16 protein-coding genes and 1 tRNA gene are annotated in these 20,236 nt (G+C 38.8%); 9 read left to right on the forward strand and 8 right to left on the reverse strand.

Going from position 1 to position 20,236, the window contains the following annotated elements:
* Window positions 1-3 precede the first annotated feature (3 nt).
* Both FNW07_RS03160 and FNW07_RS03165 read right to left on the reverse strand, forming a co-directional pair.
* Window positions 4-432 (reverse strand): hypothetical protein, encoded by a 429-nt coding sequence (locus FNW07_RS03160; protein WP_126744695.1) that lies wholly within the window; start codon window positions 430-432, stop codon window positions 4-6.
* Window positions 433-721: 289 nt separating this feature from the next.
* The gene (locus tag FNW07_RS03165) at window positions 722-1,276 is read right to left on the reverse strand and encodes a hypothetical protein (protein ID WP_185964608.1); all 555 of its coding nucleotides are present in this window, start codon (window positions 1,274-1,276) and stop codon (window positions 722-724) included.
* A gap of 116 nt (window positions 1,277-1,392) precedes the next feature.
* Here FNW07_RS03165 and FNW07_RS03170 point away from each other — a divergent pair, with 116 nt between their 5' ends.
* On the forward strand, window positions 1,393-4,170 hold the full coding sequence (locus FNW07_RS03170; protein WP_126744696.1) for a 2-oxoglutarate dehydrogenase E1 component: 2,778 nt from the start codon (window positions 1,393-1,395) through the stop codon (window positions 4,168-4,170).
* Between the two features lie 124 nt (window positions 4,171-4,294).
* Window positions 4,295-5,536, forward strand: a complete 1,242-nt coding sequence (gene odhB, locus FNW07_RS03175) for a 2-oxoglutarate dehydrogenase complex dihydrolipoyllysine-residue succinyltransferase (protein WP_126744697.1) — start codon at window positions 4,295-4,297, stop codon at window positions 5,534-5,536.
* A 51-nt stretch (window positions 5,537-5,587) separates the two neighbouring features.
* Here odhB and FNW07_RS03180 read toward each other — a convergent pair whose 3' ends face one another.
* Both FNW07_RS03180 and FNW07_RS03185 read right to left on the reverse strand, forming a co-directional pair.
* Window positions 5,588-6,043: a hypothetical protein gene (locus FNW07_RS03180; RefSeq protein ID WP_126744698.1), complete on the reverse strand. Its 456-nt coding sequence runs from the start codon at window positions 6,041-6,043 to the stop codon at window positions 5,588-5,590.
* Between the two features lie 105 nt (window positions 6,044-6,148).
* Window positions 6,149-6,589 (reverse strand): retropepsin-like aspartic protease, encoded by a 441-nt coding sequence (locus FNW07_RS03185; protein WP_126744699.1) that lies wholly within the window; start codon window positions 6,587-6,589, stop codon window positions 6,149-6,151.
* Between the two features lie 104 nt (window positions 6,590-6,693).
* Here FNW07_RS03185 and FNW07_RS03190 point away from each other — a divergent pair, with 104 nt between their 5' ends.
* From FNW07_RS03190 to FNW07_RS03215, 6 genes are all read left to right on the forward strand, one after another.
* Window positions 6,694-7,461 (forward strand): TatD family hydrolase, encoded by a 768-nt coding sequence (locus tag FNW07_RS03190; protein ID WP_126744700.1) that lies wholly within the window; start codon window positions 6,694-6,696, stop codon window positions 7,459-7,461.
* A gap of 61 nt (window positions 7,462-7,522) precedes the next feature.
* Window positions 7,523-8,659 (forward strand): 1-acyl-sn-glycerol-3-phosphate acyltransferase, encoded by a 1,137-nt coding sequence (locus tag FNW07_RS03195; protein WP_126744701.1) that lies wholly within the window; start codon window positions 7,523-7,525, stop codon window positions 8,657-8,659.
* The gene (locus FNW07_RS03200) at window positions 8,649-9,674 is read left to right on the forward strand and encodes an asparaginase (RefSeq protein ID WP_126744702.1); all 1,026 of its coding nucleotides are present in this window, start codon (window positions 8,649-8,651) and stop codon (window positions 9,672-9,674) included. Before FNW07_RS03195 ends, FNW07_RS03200 begins: the two co-directional genes overlap by 11 nt.
* 63 nt (window positions 9,675-9,737) lie before the next feature.
* Window positions 9,738-9,825 (forward strand) — tRNA-Ser (locus FNW07_RS03205).
* Between the two features lie 84 nt (window positions 9,826-9,909).
* On the forward strand, window positions 9,910-10,716 hold the full coding sequence (locus FNW07_RS03210; RefSeq protein WP_126744035.1) for a hypothetical protein: 807 nt from the start codon (window positions 9,910-9,912) through the stop codon (window positions 10,714-10,716).
* A gap of 121 nt (window positions 10,717-10,837) precedes the next feature.
* Window positions 10,838-11,524: a porin family protein gene (locus FNW07_RS03215; protein WP_126744036.1), complete on the forward strand. Its 687-nt coding sequence runs from the start codon at window positions 10,838-10,840 to the stop codon at window positions 11,522-11,524.
* Here the strand turns inward: FNW07_RS03215 and FNW07_RS03220 are convergent.
* From FNW07_RS03220 to FNW07_RS03235, 4 genes are all read right to left on the reverse strand, one after another.
* Window positions 11,519-12,124 (reverse strand): hypothetical protein, encoded by a 606-nt coding sequence (locus FNW07_RS03220; protein WP_126744037.1) that lies wholly within the window; start codon window positions 12,122-12,124, stop codon window positions 11,519-11,521. The two genes, FNW07_RS03215 and FNW07_RS03220, sit on opposite strands and share 6 nt — an antisense overlap.
* 12 nt (window positions 12,125-12,136) lie before the next feature.
* A complete protein-coding gene (gene rpoN / locus FNW07_RS03225; RefSeq protein ID WP_126744038.1) occupies window positions 12,137-13,603 on the reverse strand; it encodes an RNA polymerase factor sigma-54 in 1,467 nt (488 codons plus the stop codon).
* An 81-nt stretch (window positions 13,604-13,684) separates the two neighbouring features.
* A complete protein-coding gene (asnS, locus tag FNW07_RS03230; protein WP_126744039.1) occupies window positions 13,685-15,118 on the reverse strand; it encodes an asparagine--tRNA ligase in 1,434 nt (477 codons plus the stop codon).
* A gap of 235 nt (window positions 15,119-15,353) precedes the next feature.
* Complete coding sequence (locus FNW07_RS03235) at window positions 15,354-17,771, reverse strand: RND family transporter (RefSeq protein WP_126744040.1); 2,418 nt, start codon at window positions 17,769-17,771, stop codon at window positions 15,354-15,356.
* A 196-nt stretch (window positions 17,772-17,967) separates the two neighbouring features.
* Here FNW07_RS03235 and FNW07_RS03240 point away from each other — a divergent pair, with 196 nt between their 5' ends.
* Complete coding sequence (locus FNW07_RS03240; protein WP_126744041.1) at window positions 17,968-20,235, forward strand: cation:proton antiporter; 2,268 nt, start codon at window positions 17,968-17,970, stop codon at window positions 20,233-20,235.
* The last annotated feature ends 1 nt before the right edge of the window (window position 20,236 follow it).

Genomic DNA, 20,236 nt, shown 5'->3' on the forward strand with positions numbered 1-20,236 from the left:
TTGTTAATTTGATTTACTTAAAAACCCAACAATAAAATTTTTGTAATTATCGTCAAACCCAAGGCTGTCGATATCAGTAATTTTTTCTTTTAAGAATAATGAGTCCTTTTCATAGGAGTCTGAAAATCCTAAGCCTCTGGGAATATTTTTTTGGATCAGATGTCTCAAAAAAACGGCTTCATAAGAATTATTAGTTTCCACTATCGCTTCATTGATGTTTTTATGAAACATATTCAGATAGTGAATCTTCTTTATCGGATTGAGATGGGTTTTTGCTTTATAAGCTAAAGAAACGGCATGAAAAGCTTTTTCAAAAGAATTGTTGATTTCGCTTTTCTCGAAGAGACTAATAAATTTTTTAATTGATAGATGCTTCTCTGTACTATTTGTACAATCTATCAAATTTACTCTAATTTCAGTTAGATTCATCATGTTTGTAAAACTATGTCTGAGGGTTTTTATATATGCATATATTTTGTAGGATTATTATTAGTTTTGGGTAGGCCAAACTTAAATGTTTTTTTTAAATCTGCAATTTTTAATACAAGTTTTTTTTAAATTTTTATTAACAGGGGAATATTTACAAAACAGATAGTTGTAAATTGTGTTAAAATAGGTAGTTACAACCGTGTTAACAGATTGTGTTTTAGTCTTCAAATTGAGGCTAGATAAAAAAGGAGGAACACAAGTTGAGATTATATATCACATTAAGAATTAGATATTAGAAATAAACTCTGATAAATGGCATAAAAGCATCCCCGTACACATTGTCGTTTTTATTGAACAACACATTATACCGAACGCCAATGGTAGCGTTGCCTGAGCGGTAACCTCCTCCTAAAAACACCCCCGTGTTCCAGAAATCTCTGGATTCCGAAGTGGCAGCCAAATCATAATTTACACGCAGTTGTTCTACTTCAACCGAAAGTTGTATTTCCTCTATCGGAGCAAACAAGCCTATTATACTTCCCCCATAAAGATGTGAGGAATAAAATTGCTTTTGTTCCACATAAGTATACTGCGCCCCAACTCCCAGGGCAACATACTGGTTGAAGTTATAAATGGCACTCGGTGCAACCGTAATATCAGTATATCCGGATCCGACGCCTACTCCCAATCCGCCGCCAAACTGAACGTGTTTCCAGAATTCGCTTGGTGGTTTCGGTGGTTCGACGGGTTTTTCCACAGGTTCCTGCGCTGATACAGTCAAATAAAAAACACTGCACATTATGGTAAAAACAACTTTGGAAACCGGAAATATAAATAAGTTTTTCATGGTTTTTCGGTGGTTAATTTTAATAATATAAAAGTATCCAAAAATCATTAATAATTTATACCATTTATTGTACTTTTGCGGGACTATTTTACAAATCAGTTTATTTAACAACATTTATGGATAGGTTTTCCTTTTTAAACGCAGCACATACAGAATTTTTCGCCGATTTATACGAGCAATATCTAGAAAATCCGGACAGCATTGAACCAAGCTGGAGAAGTTTTTTTCAAGGTTTCGACTTCGGAATGGCAACATACAACGATGAAAATCCGGCCACTCAAATGGCAAATTACGCTGCGGAGAATCAGGATTGCGCGTTGGTTTCAGAAAAACTACAAAAAGAATTTAATGTTCTTAAATTAATAGATGCTTACAGAACACGTGGTCATTTGTTTACCAGAACCAATCCGGTTCGTGACCGAAGATCCTATACACCCACTTTAGAACTTGAGAATTACGGACTTTCAAAATCAGATTTAACAACTGTTTTTGATGCTGCCAAAATAATCAAGATTGCACCTTGCACTTTACAGGAAATCCTGGATCATCTGGATAAAATATATTGCCAGTCCATCGGGGTGGAATATATGTACATCCGTAAACCCGAAGTAGTGCAATGGATTCAGGATAAAATAGGATACAACGACAATACTCCAAAATTCTCGGCAGAGGAGAAGAAAAATATCTTAGGAAAATTAAACGACGCGGTTTCTTTCGAGAACTTTTTACATACCAAATATGTGGGTCAGAAACGTTTTTCTCTTGAAGGAGGAGAAAGTATCATTCCCGGATTGGATGCTTTGATTGAGGCCGCCGCCGAAAAGGGGGTAGAGCAATTTGTAATGGGGATGGCACACCGTGGCCGTTTGAATATATTAGCCAACATTTTCGGAAAATCCACTCAGGATATTTTCTCTGAATTTGACGGAAAAGATTATGATGATGACGTCTTGTTTGACGGGGATGTGAAATACCATTTGGGTTTGACTTCTGACAGACAAACAAAATCAGGAAAAAGCATCAATATCAATTTAGCGCCCAACCCGTCGCATTTAGAGACAGTAGGTGCTGTAATCGAAGGAATTACCAGAGCGAAACAAGACCGTTATTTTCCGGACGATTTTTCTAAAGTATTGCCAATTGCACTTCACGGAGACGCGGCAGTTGCCGGCCAGGGAATTGTATACGAAATTGTTCAGATGGCACAATTGGACGGATACAAAACAGGCGGAACGATTCATATTGTCATTAACAATCAGGTCGGTTTTACAACAAATTACCTGGATGCGCGTTCGTCAACCTATTGTACGGATGTCGCCAAAGTTACGTTATCACCGGTATTGCATGTCAACGCGGATGATACCGAAGCGGTGGTTCATGCGATGTTATTTGCACTGGATTACAGAATGCAGTTTGGAAGCGATGTCTTCATCGATTTATTAGGATACAGAAAATATGGCCACAACGAAGGGGATGAACCTCGTTTTACACAACCAAAACTGTATAAGATTATCTCCACACATAAAAATCCAAGAGATATTTATGCGGAGCGTTTAATCGCAGAAGGGGTTATTGACAATGCTTATGTAAAAGGCTTAGAGGTTCAATACAAAGCGGTCATGGAAGAAAATTTGGAAGCTTCCCGCAAAAAAGACCTGACTATAATTACACCTTTCATGCAGAATGAATGGCAGGGATATGCACAGGCTGATGCATTGGAAATGCTTAAAAATGTGGATACAACTTTCCCGAAAGAAGGCTTGACCGAAATTGCAAAAGTGATTACTGAATTACCTTCGGATAAAAAATTCATCAGTAAGATTCAGAAATTAATCAATGATAGAAAGACCATGTATTTCGAAACGGACAAGCTGGATTGGGCTATGGCCGAATTATTGGCTTACGGTTCGTTGATGGTGGAAGGGTATGATGTTCGTATTTCAGGTCAGGACGTAGAAAGAGGGACTTTCTCTCACCGTCATGCCGTTGTAAAAGTAGAAGATTCGGAAGAAGAAGTCATCTTATTGCAACAACTGAAAAACCAAAAAGGGAAATTCAACATATTCAATTCGCTTTTATCTGAATATGGAGTGGTTGGTTTCGATTACGGTTATGCTTTGGCAAGCCCTAAAACATTAACGATTTGGGAAGCACAGTTTGGGGATTTCAGCAATGGTGCCCAAATTATGCTGGATCAATATATATCAGCTGCAGAAGACAAGTGGAACAACCAGAACGGTCTGGTAATGTTATTGCCTCACGGTTATGAAGGCCAGGGTGCGGAGCATTCCTCAGCCAGAATGGAGCGTTACTTACAGATGTGTGCCAACGAAAATATGTTTGTTGCCGATTGTACCACGCCAGCCAATTTTTACCATTTGTTGAGAAGACAGATGAAAACGACATACAGAAAACCATTGATCGTATTCACACCGAAAAGTTTGTTGCGTGATCCAAGAGTGGTTTCCTCTGCAGATGAGTTTGCAACCGGAACGTTCCAGGAAACAATAGATGATGTCGAAGCAAACAAAAATGAGGTGAAAACCCTGGTATTCTGTACCGGGAAATTCTATTACGATCTGCATACCGAAAGAGAAAACCTAAACAGAACAGACGTTGCCTTGGTTCGTATTGAGCAAATGTTTCCATTGCCGGTTGAGCAATTGAAAGCTATTATAGCACAATATCCAAATGCCGACGATTATGTTTGGGCACAGGAAGAACCAAAAAACATGGGCGCTTACAGTTTTATGTTGATGAATTTTGATTTAGTAAAACTAAGATTAGCATCATTAAAAGCCTACAGTGCACCGGCTGCGGGAAGTTACGCGCGTTCTAAAAAACGCCATGCTTCAGCCATTGCGATGGTTTTTGATAAAAATTTATTTAATTAGGAGCTATTTCCTGCTGTCCGCTGTATCCGCGCAAAAAAGCACGGGATGCCGCTTCCATCAGGGCTAAAAATATAGTATTTTTGATATATCGATAATTAACAACACACATAAAATTATATAAAAGATGATTTTAGAAATGAAAGTTCCTTCACCGGGAGAATCAATCAAAGAAGTTGAAATTGCAACTTGGTTAGTAAAAGATGGCGATTATGTAGAGAAAGACCAGGCAATTGCGGAGGTGGATTCTGATAAAGCTACCTTGGAATTACCGGCAGAAGCCAGCGGAATTATTACACTCAAAGCCGAAGAAGGTGATGCGGTTGCCGTTGGTGCCGTAGTTTGTCTTATCGATACAGACGCAGCAAAACCATCAGGTTTAACTGAGACTTCTGCTGCTGAAGCAAAACCGGCCGAAACTCCAAAACCCGCTGCTGAAGCGCCAAAACCAGAAGTTCCAAAACCGGATCCTGCTCCTGCAGCTACTTATGCATCAGGAACACCATCTCCTGCAGCACGAAAAATATTGGACGAAAAAAACATACAGCCATCGGATATTGCCGGAACCGGTAAAGATGGGAGAATCACTAAAGATGATGCCGTAAACGCTGTGCCATCTATGGGAACGCCAACCGGTGGATCTCGTGGTTCAGAACGTACTAAATTATCGATGTTGCGCAGAAAAGTGGCCGAACGTCTGGTTGCTGCTAAAAACGAAACAGCGATGTTGACTACATTCAACGAAGTAAACATGACACCAATTAATTTGGTCCGTAACCAATACAAAGACGAATTCAAAGCCAAACATGGCGGAGTAGGTTTGGGCTACATGTCATTCTTTACTAAAGCGGTGACAAGAGCATTGAAATTATACCCGGATGTAAACTCCATGATTGATGGGGATTATAAAATCGGTTACGATTTTTGTGATATCTCAATCGCAGTCTCAGGACCAAAAGGATTAATGGTTCCTGTAGTTCGTAATGCTGAAAACTTAACGTTCCGTGGGGTGGAAGCCGAAATCAAAAGATTGGCTATCAAATCCCGTGACGGACAAATCACCGTTGACGACATGACGGGAGGGACATTTACCATTACTAATGGTGGTGTTTTTGGAAGTATGTTGTCTACACCAATTATCAATCCGCCACAATCCGGGATCTTGGGAATGCACAATATTATTGAGCGTCCGATTGCAGTAAACGGACAAGTGGAGATTCACCCAATGATGTACGTGGCTTTGTCTTACGATCACAGAATTATCGATGGACGTGAGTCAGTAGGTTTCCTTGTCGCTGTAAAAGAAGCATTGGAAAATCCGGTGGAATTATTGATGGACAACAATCCTAAGAAAGCATTGGAATTATAATAAATAGTTATCATATTAATAAAAAAGCCTCAGTATACTGAGGCTTTTTTATTAATAAGTGATATCAAAAGTTCCCTGCGTAATATCGACACTGGCATTTCCGGAGGAAGTTAGCGGACCACTAAAAGTACCAACCAGATGATTATTGCTATTCACGGTGATATTGGAGTTCATTGGATTGTTGAGTTCATCTTCATTATACTCCACACTATTCAATAGATATGAATAACCCCAGGAATTCCCGGTCCCCGTAAATCCTTTAGCGGCGCCGAAAGTCACTGTTTCATCAGGGTTTCCGCTCATGCTGGCTACAATTGTTAAATCAACGTAGTCAACTCCATCCTGAGTATAGGGGGTCTGAGTAACGGCTACAGTATCAAATGTTTTTTGTACTCCGCCTACTCTCATAGTTACACTATCGCCTGGCGTTGAATTATTATCTGATGAACAAGAGTTAAATGGTAGTGTCAATCCGGCCACTAACATTAAAAGGAATACTTTTTTCATACGAATGGTTGTTTTAAGGTGTTAATAAACATAAAGTTAACAAAAATTTTAACTCCTGCTATAATTTTAACACAAAAATTTGTGAAAAAAATAACACTCTTTTTATTACCTTAATAAGTATAAATAGCGGTTATAGTAATCAATAATTCCTCTTCCGGTCAGGAGGACATCGGCTCCTATAATTCCATGGACAGGCTTGGCCTTGTGCTGCACCAATGCCATGTTTACATGGGAAAGATTAAAAATAACCACATCGAAATCATTATTTTGCCAGGAGCCAATTTTTAAAGAGTTTTTCGTCGCAATCTGAGTAAACATGCCGGTTGCCCCAGCTCCGGCAGCTTGTGTTTTGGAATGGGAAGGCTTTAAGTGGAACAAGGCCACATTTTCAAAACATACACACGTATTGGAAGCACCAGTATCGAGAATAAAATTGCCCGTCACCCCATTAATTTTCGCTTTAATTAACAGATGTTGGGTTTTGGTGATTTTGAATTTAATTTTCCGGTACTTTTCTTTTTTAAGAATCTCGTGAAGGTTTTTCATAAATCGGCGGTGAGTATCAAAAGTAATCTAAAAATTCAAATAATCTAAAAATTCAAATAATCTAAAACTCCAAAATAGTAACTTTGCCACTTCAATTTGAATAAATGATAATCACTGATACCCATACCCATTTGTATAGCGAGGAATTCGATCAGGACCGTGCCGAAATGATGCAGCGTGCGATTCAAAATGGGGTTACCCGTTTCTTTATTCCGGCAATCGATTCCACTTATACACAAACGATGTATGATTTGGAAAAAAATTACCCGGATCATGTTTTTCTGATGATGGGACTGCATCCTACCTATGTTAAAGAAAATTTTCTGGAAGAATTGCTACATGTTGAAAATCAATTGGCAAGAAAAAAGTTTTATGCAATTGGCGAAATAGGTATCGATTTATACTGGGACAAAACCACCTTAGACTTACAGGTTGCGGCTTTTAAACATCAAATCCAACTGGCCAAACAATACAAATTACCGATAGTCATTCATTGTCGCGACGCTTTTGACGAAATTTTTAAAGTTTTGGATAGTGAAAAAAGTGAGGATTTGTTCGGGATTTTTCATTGTTTCTCAGGGACCTACGAACAGGCTTTGCAAGCCATCTCCTATAATATGAAACTTGGAATCGGCGGCGTTGTGACTTTTAAAAATGGTAAAATTGATCAGTTTCTGAACCGGATTGATCTGAAACATATTGTGCTCGAAACGGATTCTCCATATCTCGCGCCCATCCCATATCGGGGAAAGCGCAATGAAAGCAGCTATATTATAAATGTGGTCAACAAACTTGCGGAAATTTATAATGTTTCTGCTGATGAAATTGCCCGTGTGACCACCGAAAATTCCAAAGCAATTTTCGGGATTTAATCGAAACAAATCATTGTTTTCAATAAATTTTCGTTCTTTTGTGAATATAAATAAAAACCCGATGTCAAAATTTGATACTATTCGTCCGTTTTATGATGCCGAAATAAATGACGCTATCCGTAGCGTAATTCATCATCCGATGATGAAGGCATTGATGAATTTTACTTTCCCTGAAATGGAAGATGCAGAGTGGAAAGAGCAATTAAAAAAGACGCATTCGATTCGAGATTTCCAATGCAACTTTATCTATAATTCCGTTCAGAAAGTACTTGAGAAAAGTTCTGATGGACTGACAACTTCCGGCTTCGAAAAACTGGACAGTAATACCTCTTATTTATTTATATCCAACCACCGGGATATCATTTTGGATACCTCTTTACTAAATGCCTGTTTGTTTGATCATGGTTTGATCATGACCGCCTCAGCAATTGGTGACAATCTGGTAAAAAAAGCGTTTTTATTGACTTTGTCCAAACTGAACAGGAATTTTCTGGTCCAACGAGGACTCTCTCCAAGAGAAATGCTGCAAAGTTCTAAACTTCTTTCCGAGTATATGGCGCAATTACTATTGCGTGAAAATCGTTCTGTATGGATTGCTCAAAGAGAAGGCAGGACCAAAGACGGTAATGATGCAACCAATCCAGGAGTGTTAAAAATGCTGGCAATGGGTTCAGAAGAAAAAAACCTGATGGAATATTTTAGAAATATAAAAATCGTTCCTGTTTCAATATCATACGAATATGACCCCACGGATGCTTTGAAAATGCCTCAATTAATGGCAGAAGCCAACAATGAGACGTATATCAAAGAAAAAAATGAGGATTTCATGACGCTATTAAGCGGAATTATGGGACAGAAAAAGCGGATTCACATTCATGTGGGTGAAGTATTGAACAAGGAGCTGGATCTCATTGAAACGCAATTTGACAACTCGAATAAGCAAATCCAGGCTTTGGCACAGGTTATTGACGAATCGATTTTGAGTACATATAAATTATGGCCGACCAATTACATTGCTTACGATATCCTCAATAAAAGCCAAACGTATTCTCATATGTATACGGAGAACGAAAAATCGCTTTTTGAACGCAGGCTGGAAATGAGGATCGATGAACAGAATCCTGTGGCATTACAAGGATTTTTGGCGATGTATGCTAATCCTGTAGTCAATAAATTAAAATACCAAAATGCAGTCTAAGGCCAAAATACTTCTGATTTATACCGGCGGAACAATCGGTATGATGAAAGATTTTGAAACCGGAGCATTAAAAGCGTTCAATTTCAGTAAATTACTCCAAAGAATTCCTGAATTGAAACAATTGGATTGTGAAATTGAAACGATCTCTTTTGTAAATCCCATGGACTCCTCCAATATGAATCCGGAGAGCTGGATTAAGATTGCAGACATTATCGAGGAAAATTATGATTCTTTTGATGGATTTGTTGTTTTGCATGGCTCCGATACTATGTCATACTCAGCTTCAGCTTTGAGTTTTATGCTCGAAAACTTAAACAAACCGGTTATTTTCACGGGTTCCCAATTACCGATTGGAGATTTGCGCACCGATGCCAAAGAAAATTTGATTACTGCGATTCAAATCGCTTCGCTGCAGCATAAAAATGCGGTTATAAATGAAGTGGGATTGTATTTTGAATATAAATTGTACCGGGGCAATCGGACTACCAAAATAAATGCCGAACATTTTAATGCGTTTGCTTCCCCAAATTATCCCGAATTGGCGGAATCCGGAGTGCATTTAAAAGTCAACCATGCGTTGCTTTTACCTAAATCACGTTCGAAGAAACTTAAGGTCAATACCGATTTGGATAATAATGTGGTTATCGTCAAGATGTTTCCAGGAATTAATGAAGCGGTTTTAGCTGCGATATTCAATATTCCGAATCTGAAGGGTGTCATCCTCGAAACCTATGGGTCGGGAAATGCCCCTACCGAAGAGTGGTTTATTTCCCTAATGAAAAAAGCAATAAAAAACGGACTGCATATCATAAATGTGACGCAATGCTCCGGCGGAAGTGTCAGTATGGGACAATATGAAACCAGTACGCTGCTCAAAAAAATCGGGATCATTTCCGGAAAAGACATCACTACAGAAGCCGCTGTTACCAAGTTAATGTATTTATTGGGACAAAAAGTGGCTCCTAATGTATTCAAAACCATCTTCGAAACAGCTATTCGCGGAGAATTATCATAAAAACTGCTTTTAAATTTCGATAACTGACTTTTTTTTTTGTTCTTTGCAATCTTAAAATAAATTAGAGAGGTGGCCGAGTGGCTGAAGGCGCACGCTTGGAAAGCGTGTATATGGCAACATATCGAGGGTTCGAATCCCTTTCTCTCTGCCAGATGATATTTAAGCAGTTAAGCCCTTCGAATCACAAGATTTTGAGGGTTTTTTGTTTTAACCTACTTTAATATTATTCAATCATATGAATTACAAGTTAAACCCGAAATCCATATATGGAAAAGTGTTGCCAATCGCGTTGCTGATTGCATTGGTTAAATTCATATCCATATTTATCAAAACCAAAGATGGCGTTTCCGTAATAGAATTTATAGAATTTTCCGATGTTGGAGTCATTTTTACCGGAGCTTTTTTTGTAATGGGGCTTTTGCTTGCAGGTACCATGTCTGATTTTAAAGAAAGTGAAAAAATCCCGGGAGAAATTGCCTGCAACTTAGAGTCCATACAGGATTGGATGCTACTCGTGATCCGCGTTTCTTCGGTTTCCTCTTCTGGAGTAGTCTTAGACAAGAAATTGTTGAAATCCGAGTTGATTTTTGTAACCGATAATATTCTAGAATGGCTGAAAAGTAAAAATAAAAATTCCCAAACCGTCTTTCCGTTATTGAGGCGCTTGAATGAAATCGTATACTATTTTGCTGAAAATTCCTGTGATAAGGAAGCCATTAAAGGAATTCAGGAAAATACGAATGCGCTTCGCAAACAATTAACCCGAACCTATACTATCGCGCGTACTAATTTTATCAGGTCAGCCTATATTTTACAACAGAGCATACTATTTATAATAATCCTGTTGGTAATCGTGAGTCATTTTAAAACGGATACGGCTTCTGTAGTGGTTTCAGGAGTTTTGTCATTTGTTTTTTTGTATTTGTATTTTCTTATCAAAGCCTTGGACGATCCATTCGATTTTGATGGTACGGATACTGAAATTGATTTGATGCCTTTAGATCGTTTTAGGAACAGAATAGAAAGCACTTTTATAGTTTAAGCAACCTAGTTCTCTAAAAACTCCTAGAATTTTCTGTCGGGGTTAAATTTTTAATGTAATTTTATATGCGTATCAGTCTTAGTTTTCTGGGACAGGATATTGAAATCCCAAAAAAACCAATATGAGATTTTTTCTGAATATTTTTATTTTTTTCTCCATCTTCAATGCTTTTTCTCAGGAAGCACCAAATTTTGCCGCATTGGATTCCTTGTATAGGGAAGATCAGTTTTATGTCGGTATTACTTATAATGATTTGCAAAACCGGCCAAAGGGGATCTCTCAAAACAAATTTACGCCTAGCTTTTCTATTGGGTTTTTGAGGGATATGCCCATCAATACGAAAAGAAACCGGGCAGTAGCGGTTGGTCTGGGTTATTCCATTAATAATTACAATCACAGTCTTCTGATTTCGGAAACTGATGGAAGACCGGAATACAATAAAGTAGATCCTGAAATAGATTATGATAAAAATAAATTAATCTTACATTACATTGACCTGCCAATCGAGTACCGCTGGAGAACCTCCACGCCTGAAAGCCATATTTTCTGGCGCATTTATACCGGAGTCAAATTAAGTTATCTTGTGTACGACAAATCAAAATATATTGATGGCGACAGCCGTATTATTGTTAAAGGAAATAAAGACCTGGATAAATTTCAATATGGACTTTACATGGCAGCAGGACGTAATACGTGGAACGTTTATGCTTATTATGGATTAAAACCCATCTTCAAATCGGCTCAACTGGAAGGGAATGAGATAAAAATGAGTACCCTGAATCTGGGGCTTATGTTTTATATCCTATAGCCAAAAATATCCTAACACTACCTGCGGAAGCATTCCCACAAAGAAACCCAACACTAATTCCTGATTCGTATGCGCTTTCATGGCAAGTCGGGAAGAAGCAACGACTCCATTCATGAAAATTAAAAAAGCAATCGTGTAGATAATATTGGTCTGCGTATGGAAACTCAATCCGATAACAAAAGCCGTTAACGTGCTGATGCCAATCATGTGCAGACTGACTTTTATTTTGCAAAGCAGAAAGATAAGCGCCATTATAGTACTTGCAAGGCCGCCTAAAAAGAAAAAATACAATTCCGGAATGGTTTCCAGTGTAATGCTTTTTTGGATGAGAGTGACAATTAAAACCGCCTGGATCATCAATGGAAATTTCCTTTGCGATAACTCCGAAACCATTATGTTATCGATTTTTCCTAAAGAACGAAGCAGAAAAAAAAAGGAGATCGGAATAAATATGGTAATAATGACAATCTGAAGTACGATTAGAAGTTTTTGCTGGTCATTGAAATAACTTTCGTTGAACAAAAAATAAAACAAGGTCGCAAAAACCGGAATGAATATCGGATGGAATAAATAAGAAAAAAAGGGAAGGGTTTTTTTCATCAGAAGGCTGCCTTACATTTTTTTCCTCATTCTTGCCACCGGAATATCCAATTGCTCTCTGTATTTTGCAATCGTCCTTCTGGCAATCGGATAGCCTTTCTCTTTCAGAATTTCGGCCAGTTGATCATCCGGTAAAGGTTTTTTCTTATCCTCTTCCTCTATGACATTTTGAAGGATTTTCTTGATTTCAAGTGTAGACACATCTTCGCCCTGATCGTTTTTCATCGCTTCCGAGAAAAACTCCTTGATTAATTTTGTTCCGTACGGGGTTTCAACATATTTACTGTTGGCTACCCTCGAAACGGTAGAGATATCCAAACCTACCATATCCGCAATGTCTTTAAGGATCATTGGTTTCATTTTGGTTTCGTCTCCTTCAAGGAAAAATTCCTGCTGATAATGCATAATGGCATTCATTGTCACAAAAAGTGTTTCCTGACGCTGGCGTATCGCATCGATAAACCATTTGGCAGAATCGAGTTTCTGTTTGATAAACTGTACCGCTTCTTTTTGTGCGTTGGATTTATCCCGGGACTCTTTGTAAGTCTGCATCATTTCCTGATAATCTTTGGAAACATGCAAAGCAGGGGCATTTCGGCCGTTCAGGGTCAGTTCCAAATCTCCTTCTACAATACGGATGGCAAAATCAGGAACGACATGCTCGATCATTTTGTTGCTTCCCGTATAGGAACCTCCTGGTTTCGGATTCAGTTTTTCAATTTCCTCAATTCCTTTTTTCAGCTGTTCCTGTGAAACGCCGTATTTCTGTAATAACTTATCGTAATGTTTTTTGGTAAAAGCCTCAAATTGGTTTTCAACGATATCCATTGCCAATGCTACTGATTCGGTAGGGGTTTTGTGTTTCAGCTGCAATAAAAGACATTCCTGCAAATCCCTGGCTCCAACTCCTGAAGGTTCCAGTTCGTGAATGATGTGCAGCATGCGGTCCACCATTTTTTCATCGGTGTAGATTCCCTGGGTGAAAGCCATATCGTCTACAATGTCCTGAACACTTCTGCGGATGTAACCCATATCGTCTATACTTCCAACAAGGAATTCGGCAATTTCGCGTTCCTCATCATTCAGAATAAACGTATTCAGCTGATTAATCAGATCCTGATGAAAACTCACCGGTGCCGCCAAAGGAGATTCCCTTTCCTCGTCGTCATCGCTGTAGTTGTTGACCTGCGTCTTATAATCCGGCGTGTCGTCATTACTTAAATATTCATCGATATTAATATCTTCGGCATCAATTCGTTCGGATTCGGACGCATCGTAATCGTCATACTCTTCATTTTCGAACTCATCCTTTTCATAGTCCTCTTCCTCTTTTCCGGATTCGAGAGCGGGATTTTCATTCATTTCCTCCAAAAGGCGTTGCTCGAAAGCTTGCGTAGGCAATTGAATTAACTTCATCAGCTGGATTTGCTGTGGAGATAATTTCTGTGATAATTTTAAATTTAAAAATTGCTTTAGCATGGTAATGTGTATTCGGTTATTTGATGACTTGGTTATTAATTATTATTGGATAAACAATTTACCGAATCAACAAATTTACTATTAGAATTCAGCGTTCATTGGTGTTCTTGGGAAAGGAATCACGTCACGGATATTGCTCATTCCGGTTACGAAAAGTACCAGTCTTTCAAATCCAAGTCCAAATCCTGAATGAACCGCGCTTCCAAATCTTCGGGTATCCAGATACCACCATAATTCTTCTTCATCGATTCCTAAAACTTTCATTTTCTCAACCAACACGTCGTAACGTTCCTCTCTTTGGGAACCTCCAACGATTTCCCCGATTCCTGGGAAAAGTATATCCATCGCGCGAACTGTTTTTCCGTCTTCGTTCAGACGCATATAAAACGCCTTAATATTTGCTGGGTAATCGAATAAGATTACCGGGCATTTAAAGTGTTTTTCCACCAAATAACGTTCGTGTTCCGACTGTAAATCGGCACCCCATTCGTTAATGATATAGTTGAATTTTTTCTTTTTATTCGGCGTTGAATCCCTTAAAATGTCAATTGCCTCGGTATACGAAACACGTTTGAAATTATTTTCCAAAACGAAATTCAATTTTTCCAATAACGGCATTTCGCTTCTTTCGGCCTGAGGTTTCGCTTTTTCTTCTTCGGTTAAACGAGCTTCCAGGAATTTCAAATCTTCCGGGCATTTTTCCATTACATATTTGATGACGTACTGGATGAAATCTTCCGCCAGGTCCATATTATCATTCAAATCATTGAAAGCCACTTCCGGTTCTATCATCCAGAATTCGGCCAGATGGCGTGATGTATTCGAATTCTCCGCTCTGAACGTTGGTCCAAAAGTATAAACCTGGCCCAATGCCATCGCAAAAGTTTCAGCTTCCAATTGTCCGGAAACGGTAAGGTTGGTTTCTTTTCCGAAGAAATCTTCTTTGTAATTGATTTTTCCTTCCTCTGTTCTTGGCGTATTGTCAAAAGGCAAAGCGGTTACTTTGAACATTTCCCCGGCACCTTCAGCATCCGAACCGGTAATGATTGGCGTGTTTACATATACAAACCCTTTTTCCTGAAAATAATGGTGTACGGCAAACGACAAAACCGAACGTACGCGCATAATCGCTCCAAAAGCATTGGTACGCACACGTAAATGCGCATTTTCACGTAGGAATTCCAACGAATGTTTCTTAGGCTGCATTGGGAATTTCTCCGCATCCGAATCACCAAGGATTTCAAGTCTGGTTACCTGAATTTCATATTTCTGACCCGCACCTTTGCTTTCCACCAATTCACCAATTACTGAAATGGCTGCTCCGGTGGTAATTCTTTTTAAAGTTTCTTCCGGTGTGTTTTCAAAATCGACAACACATTGTATATTATTGATCGTCGAACCGTCGTTCAGTGCGATAAATTGACTGTTTCTAAAAGTTCTCACCCAACCTTTTGCATTTACTTCGTGAAGCGTTTTTGTACTGTTCAGTAAGTCTTTAACTTTTGTATGTTTCATTATAATTATGAATTGGTATTAAAAATGTTCTTGCATTTTGAAATGCAAATATAATCGATTTGTTGTAATTGTCATGGTGGGAAATAGTCTAATCAGGAGCTATTTCCCGCTATTCGCTATATCTTTTACTTTTTTGATTGCTTCGTTCCTCGCAATGACAAAAAAAGTAAAAGGATACCGCTGCTATCGGGGCTAACGCAATCGGAAGCTTCGTTTTGTGCGTTAAAATAAAAAATTAAAGCTTCTTTTCCAGATTATCAATCTCCTCATCGCTATGTTCAATAATATCGATTTTCGGTTCGATGAATTCCTGCTCGTTTGCCAGCGTTTTGTTTAACGTTAACACCAAAGCCGGAAGCAGCATCAGATTCGACAACATTCCGAAGAATAAAGTGATTGAAACGAGTCCGCCCAAGGCGATGGTTCCCCCGAAACTTGACAGCATAAACACCGAGAATCCAAAGAACAATACGATTGAAGTATAGAACATACTCAGACCTGCGTCGCTGAATGTGGCGTATACGGATTTACGGATTTTCCAGTTGTTTTTCTTTAATTCCTCGCGGTATTGAGCCAGAAAACGAATCGTATCATCGACCGAAAGTCCGAACGCAATTCCGAAAACAAGAATCGTTGATGGTTTCAGCGGAATATCAAGGAAGCCCATAATACCGGCGGTCAGTAACAGTGGCAATAAGTTCGGGATTAACGAAACCAGTACCATTTTGAACGATCGGAACATAAAGGCAACCAACATGGAGGTCAGGAAAAACGCAAAAACCAATGACGAAAGCAGGTTGTCCAGCAAGTATCCGGTTCCTTTTTGGAACACCAGGGCTTTTCCTGTAATGGTCACATGATAGCGGTCCGGCGGGAAAAGTTTATTTGCCTTTTTCATGATCTCACTTTCGATTTTGGGCATTTTATCGCCACTGTCATCGCGCATAAACGTGGTAATCCGTGCGTATTGGCCCGTGGAATCCACATAACTTTTCATCAGGTTGTCTTTGTTGCCCTTGGCGGCATTTTTTGCATACGATAAGATGAACGCCTGTTCCTGAGAAGTCGGCAGTTCGTAATATTCGGGATTGCCATTATAATACGCCTGTTTGGAATATTTTACAAGATTGACAATCGAAATGGGTTTGGACAATTCCGGGATTTCATCAATCGTTTCCTCCAATTCTTCCATTCGTTTCAGGGTAGCGAGTTTCATGACGCCCCGTTTCCGTTTGGTGTCAATCATGATTTCTAGTGGCATCACACCATCGAATTCTTTTTCAAAGAAAACAATGTCCTGGAAAAAAGGTGCTTTTTTGGGCATGTCCTCAATGAGGCTGCCGGAAATACGCATTTTGTAAATTCCAATGATGCTGATAATCAAGAGGCTCACTGCCACAACATAAATTGAAAAACGGTTGTATTTTACGTTTCGCAGAATCCACTCCATAAAAACCTTGACGTAATTTCGGTCCAGATGTTCGATATGTCTGTCTTTTGGAGGAGGAATATAACTGTGAAAAATCGGAATAACAATAATGCACAAAACAAAAAGGCCCATAATATTGATGGAAGTCACCACGCCAAATTCCAATAACAATTGATTATTGGAAGCTACAAAGGTGGCAAAACCGATGGCGGTGGTAAGATTGGTCATCAGAGTGGCCATTCCTACTTTGGTTGTAACGCGTTGCAAGGCTTTGGCTTTGTTTCGGTGGATTTTGTATTCCTGATGGTATTTATTGGTAAGGAAAATACAATTGGGAATTCCGATGACAATGATTAAGGAAGGAACCAAGGCCGTCAATACCGTAATCTCATAATGCAACAATCCCAAGAAACCAAATGACCACATAACGCCGATAATTACAATGATTATTGAAATCATTGTCGCGCGGAAACTTCTGAAAAAGAAAAAGAAAAGCAAGGAAGTGACCAGTAAAGAGGCACCGATAAAAATGCCGATTTCGTTCATGATTGTTTGTGCGTTCAGCGTACGGATATAAGGCATTCCGGAAACACGGAGATCAATTTTGGTTTCGTCCTCAAAAGTTTTGATTGCCGGGATTAATTTTTTGATAATGAAGTCTTTCCTGGCCGGAGTATTGACGATTTTTTTGTCCAGATAGACCGCCGAACGGATACTTCCCGAACGTTTGTTGAAAAGCAATCCCTCATAAAAAGGCAAATCATTGAATAATTGCTTCTTAATTTTCGCCAGATAGGCCGGGTCTACTGTTTTGCTTTGGTCAACAAAAGGAACCAATTCAAACTTTTGGAGGGAGTCGTTTTTCTGTAATTTTTTTAAATCGTTCAGCGACACTACCAAGTCCACTTCCTTGTTATTCTTAAGCGAGTTCATCATCTTACTCCACGCTGCATAGGCTTTTGGGGTAAAAATAGTACTGTCTTTAACCCCAATGATAACGAGATTTCCTTCTTCTCCAAATTTATTCAGGAAGGCGTTGTATTCGATATTGACAATATTATCATCCGGCAGAAGATTGGCCTCGGTATACGTAAAATGAATATGCTTCCACTGCATGGCCAGAAGCGCCGTTATTCCGACGATAATTGACAACATCAGAATTTTATTTCGAAGCACAATTCGGGCGATTAACTCCCAGAATCCTAAACTGAACCACTTGACCATATCACTGTTTTAAAGGGTAACAAAGGTAGTTAAAAGCGCGAAATCCATTTTAATTTACACCAGTTTTTATTTAAATATTGACATAGTTTTACGGCGAGTTTTAAATTTACATTAATATCTTGAAAATCGGTATTATTTATAGTGTGGGTTTTCTCATCTTTGTACTTCAAAAGACGAAAATACAGTACCTGTTTGTATGAATAAATTTAGAAATGCATTATTTTATTTTGGTGTAACGGGAGGTTTTACAATACTCATCTATTGGATTATCTCAAAAGGAAAAGATTTGGAATTGGGAAAAAAATTCCAGATTACTGCGCCACAAAATGGACATTGGGAAGATTTTTTGAATGCGATGAGCCATAATCTGCGTCATCCGTTGGCAATTCTTTTAGCGCAAATCATCACCATTATTCTTGTGGCCCGTTTTTTTGGTTGGTTGTTTAGAAAAATTGGCCAGCCTTCCGTAATCGGTGAAATTATCGCCGGTATTGTTTTAGGACCCTCCTTGGTGGGAATGTACCTTCCGGAATATTCAGCTGCTTTATTTCCGTCGGAATCCTTAGGTAATTTGCAGTTTTTGAGCCAAATTGGTTTGATTCTTTTCATGTTTGTTATCGGCATGGAACTGGATTTGAAAGTTCTTAAAAATAAAGCGAACGATGCGGTGGTGATCAGCCATGCCAGTATTGTTATCCCTTTTGCACTCGGAATCGGCCTTGCTTATTTTGTGTATCACCGCTTTGCTCCTGAAGATGTCGAATTTCTTTCGTTCAGTCTGTTCATGGGAATTGCAATGAGTATTACCGCATTTCCGGTTTTAGCCAGAATCGTACAGGAAAGAGGTATTCATAAAACCCGTTTGGGCGCTATTGTAATTACATGTGCTGCTGCAGATGATATTACTGCCTGGTGTTTGCTGGCTGTAGTGATTGCGATAGTGAAAGCCGGAACATTTGTCAGCGCTGTGTATATTGTCGGACTTGCCGTTGTGTATGTTATGGCGATGGTGTTTGTGGTAAAGCCTTTCCTCAAAAGAGTGGGCGATTTATATGCTGCCAGCGATAGTTTGAGTAAACCCGTTGTGGCTATTTTCTTTTTGACATTAATTTTATCTTCCTATGCAACTGAAGTAATTGGGATTCACGCTCTTTTTGGTGCCTTTATGGCAGGAGCAATTATGCCGGACAGCACCAAGTTTAGAAATATTTTCATCGAAAAAGTAGAAGATGTTTCGGTCATTATATTATTACCGTTGTTTTTTGTTTTCACAGGATTACGGACTCAAATTGGATTGATCAATGATCCGTATTTATGGAAAGTTACCGGTTTGATTATTTTGGTAGCGGTAGTGGGTAAGTTTTTCGGAAGCGCCTTTGCTGCCAAATTTGTCGGGCAGAGTTGGCGGGACAGCTGGACTATTGGAGCATTGATGAATACGCGAGGTCTGATGGAACTGATTGTACTGAACATTGGTTTGGATTTAAAGGTACTAACGCCGGAGGTCTTTACTATGATGGTGATTATGGCTTTGGTGACCACTTTTATGACCGGACCAGCTCTTGATCTTATCAATTGGGTATTTAAAACCAAAGATGCCATTATTCCGGAGGAAATTATAGACAATGGAAAATTCAAAATATTAATATCGTTTGGGAATAAGGAGAAGGGAAAATCATTACTTCGTTTGGCCCATAGTATGATTAAGAAACAAAAAGAGACAGCGACCATTACCGCGATGCACTTAACATTTAGCGATGAAATCCACTCTTTCAATATGGAGGAAAATGAAAAGGACAGTTTTCATCCTATTATTGAAGAATCAGAAGTGCTTGATCAAAAAATCACCACTATCTTTAAAGCCACCATAGACATTGAAACCGACATAGCGGATATTGCAAATCATGGCGAATACGATTTATTACTGGTAGGTCTTGGAAAATCTATATTTGAAGGTACTTTATTGGGGAAAGTCCTTGGGTTTACCACCCGGATTATAAATCCGGATCGTTTGATTGATAAATTTATCGGTAAGGAAGGGTTGTTCGAAAATTCTCCTTTTGACGAAAGAACACGCCAAATTATTTCTAAAAGCAAAATGCCACTGGGTATTTTAGTGGATAAAGATCTTCATGATGTAAAGCATGTTTTTATGCCGGTTTTTGGACTGGATGATGCTTTTTTGATTGATTATGTGCAAAAACTAATCTACAACAACGACTCCCATATCTCTATCTTGGATATGAACGGACAGATAAAAAATAATTTTGTCATTGCTAATGCCATTGAAGCTTTGGAACACAAATATCCTAATAATATTTCCATGATTGCAAACGTAGTCGGAAACAAGTTTTTAACCGAGCAGGATCTGATGCTGATTAGTCTGGACAGCTGGAAAAGTCTGGTGAATTCACAAAGTGGCTGGCTGAGCGATATTCCGTCCATTCTGATTATTAAACCATAAT

This window comes from Flavobacterium sp. GT3R68, from assembly GCF_007109225.1.
Classification (GTDB): domain Bacteria; phylum Bacteroidota; class Bacteroidia; order Flavobacteriales; family Flavobacteriaceae; genus Flavobacterium.

Bases quoted from the DNA above. Each gene is read 5' to 3' on its own strand.
- FNW07_RS03160 (WP_126744695.1), bottom strand. From the start codon at position 432: ATGATGAATCTAACTGAAATTAGAGTAAATTTGATAGATTGTACAAAT.
- FNW07_RS03165 (WP_185964608.1), bottom strand. From the start codon at position 1,276: ATGAAAAACTTATTTATATTTCCGGTTTCCAAAGTTGTTTTTACCATA.
- FNW07_RS03170 (WP_126744696.1), top strand. From the start codon at position 1,393: ATGGATAGGTTTTCCTTTTTAAACGCAGCACATACAGAATTTTTCGCC.
- odhB (WP_126744697.1), top strand. From the start codon at position 4,295: ATGATTTTAGAAATGAAAGTTCCTTCACCGGGAGAATCAATCAAAGAA.
- FNW07_RS03180 (WP_126744698.1), bottom strand. From the start codon at position 6,043: ATGAAAAAAGTATTCCTTTTAATGTTAGTGGCCGGATTGACACTACCA.
- FNW07_RS03185 (WP_126744699.1), bottom strand. From the start codon at position 6,589: ATGAAAAACCTTCACGAGATTCTTAAAAAAGAAAAGTACCGGAAAATT.
- FNW07_RS03190 (WP_126744700.1), top strand. From the start codon at position 6,694: ATGATAATCACTGATACCCATACCCATTTGTATAGCGAGGAATTCGAT.
- FNW07_RS03195 (WP_126744701.1), top strand. From the start codon at position 7,523: ATGTCAAAATTTGATACTATTCGTCCGTTTTATGATGCCGAAATAAAT.
- FNW07_RS03200 (WP_126744702.1), top strand. From the start codon at position 8,649: ATGCAGTCTAAGGCCAAAATACTTCTGATTTATACCGGCGGAACAATC.
- FNW07_RS03210 (WP_126744035.1), top strand. From the start codon at position 9,910: ATGAATTACAAGTTAAACCCGAAATCCATATATGGAAAAGTGTTGCCA.
- FNW07_RS03215 (WP_126744036.1), top strand. From the start codon at position 10,838: ATGAGATTTTTTCTGAATATTTTTATTTTTTTCTCCATCTTCAATGCT.
- FNW07_RS03220 (WP_126744037.1), bottom strand. From the start codon at position 12,124: ATGAAAAAAACCCTTCCCTTTTTTTCTTATTTATTCCATCCGATATTC.
- rpoN (WP_126744038.1), bottom strand. From the start codon at position 13,603: ATGCTAAAGCAATTTTTAAATTTAAAATTATCACAGAAATTATCTCCA.
- asnS (WP_126744039.1), bottom strand. From the start codon at position 15,118: ATGAAACATACAAAAGTTAAAGACTTACTGAACAGTACAAAAACGCTT.
- FNW07_RS03235 (WP_126744040.1), bottom strand. From the start codon at position 17,771: ATGGTCAAGTGGTTCAGTTTAGGATTCTGGGAGTTAATCGCCCGAATT.
- FNW07_RS03240 (WP_126744041.1), top strand. From the start codon at position 17,968: ATGAATAAATTTAGAAATGCATTATTTTATTTTGGTGTAACGGGAGGT.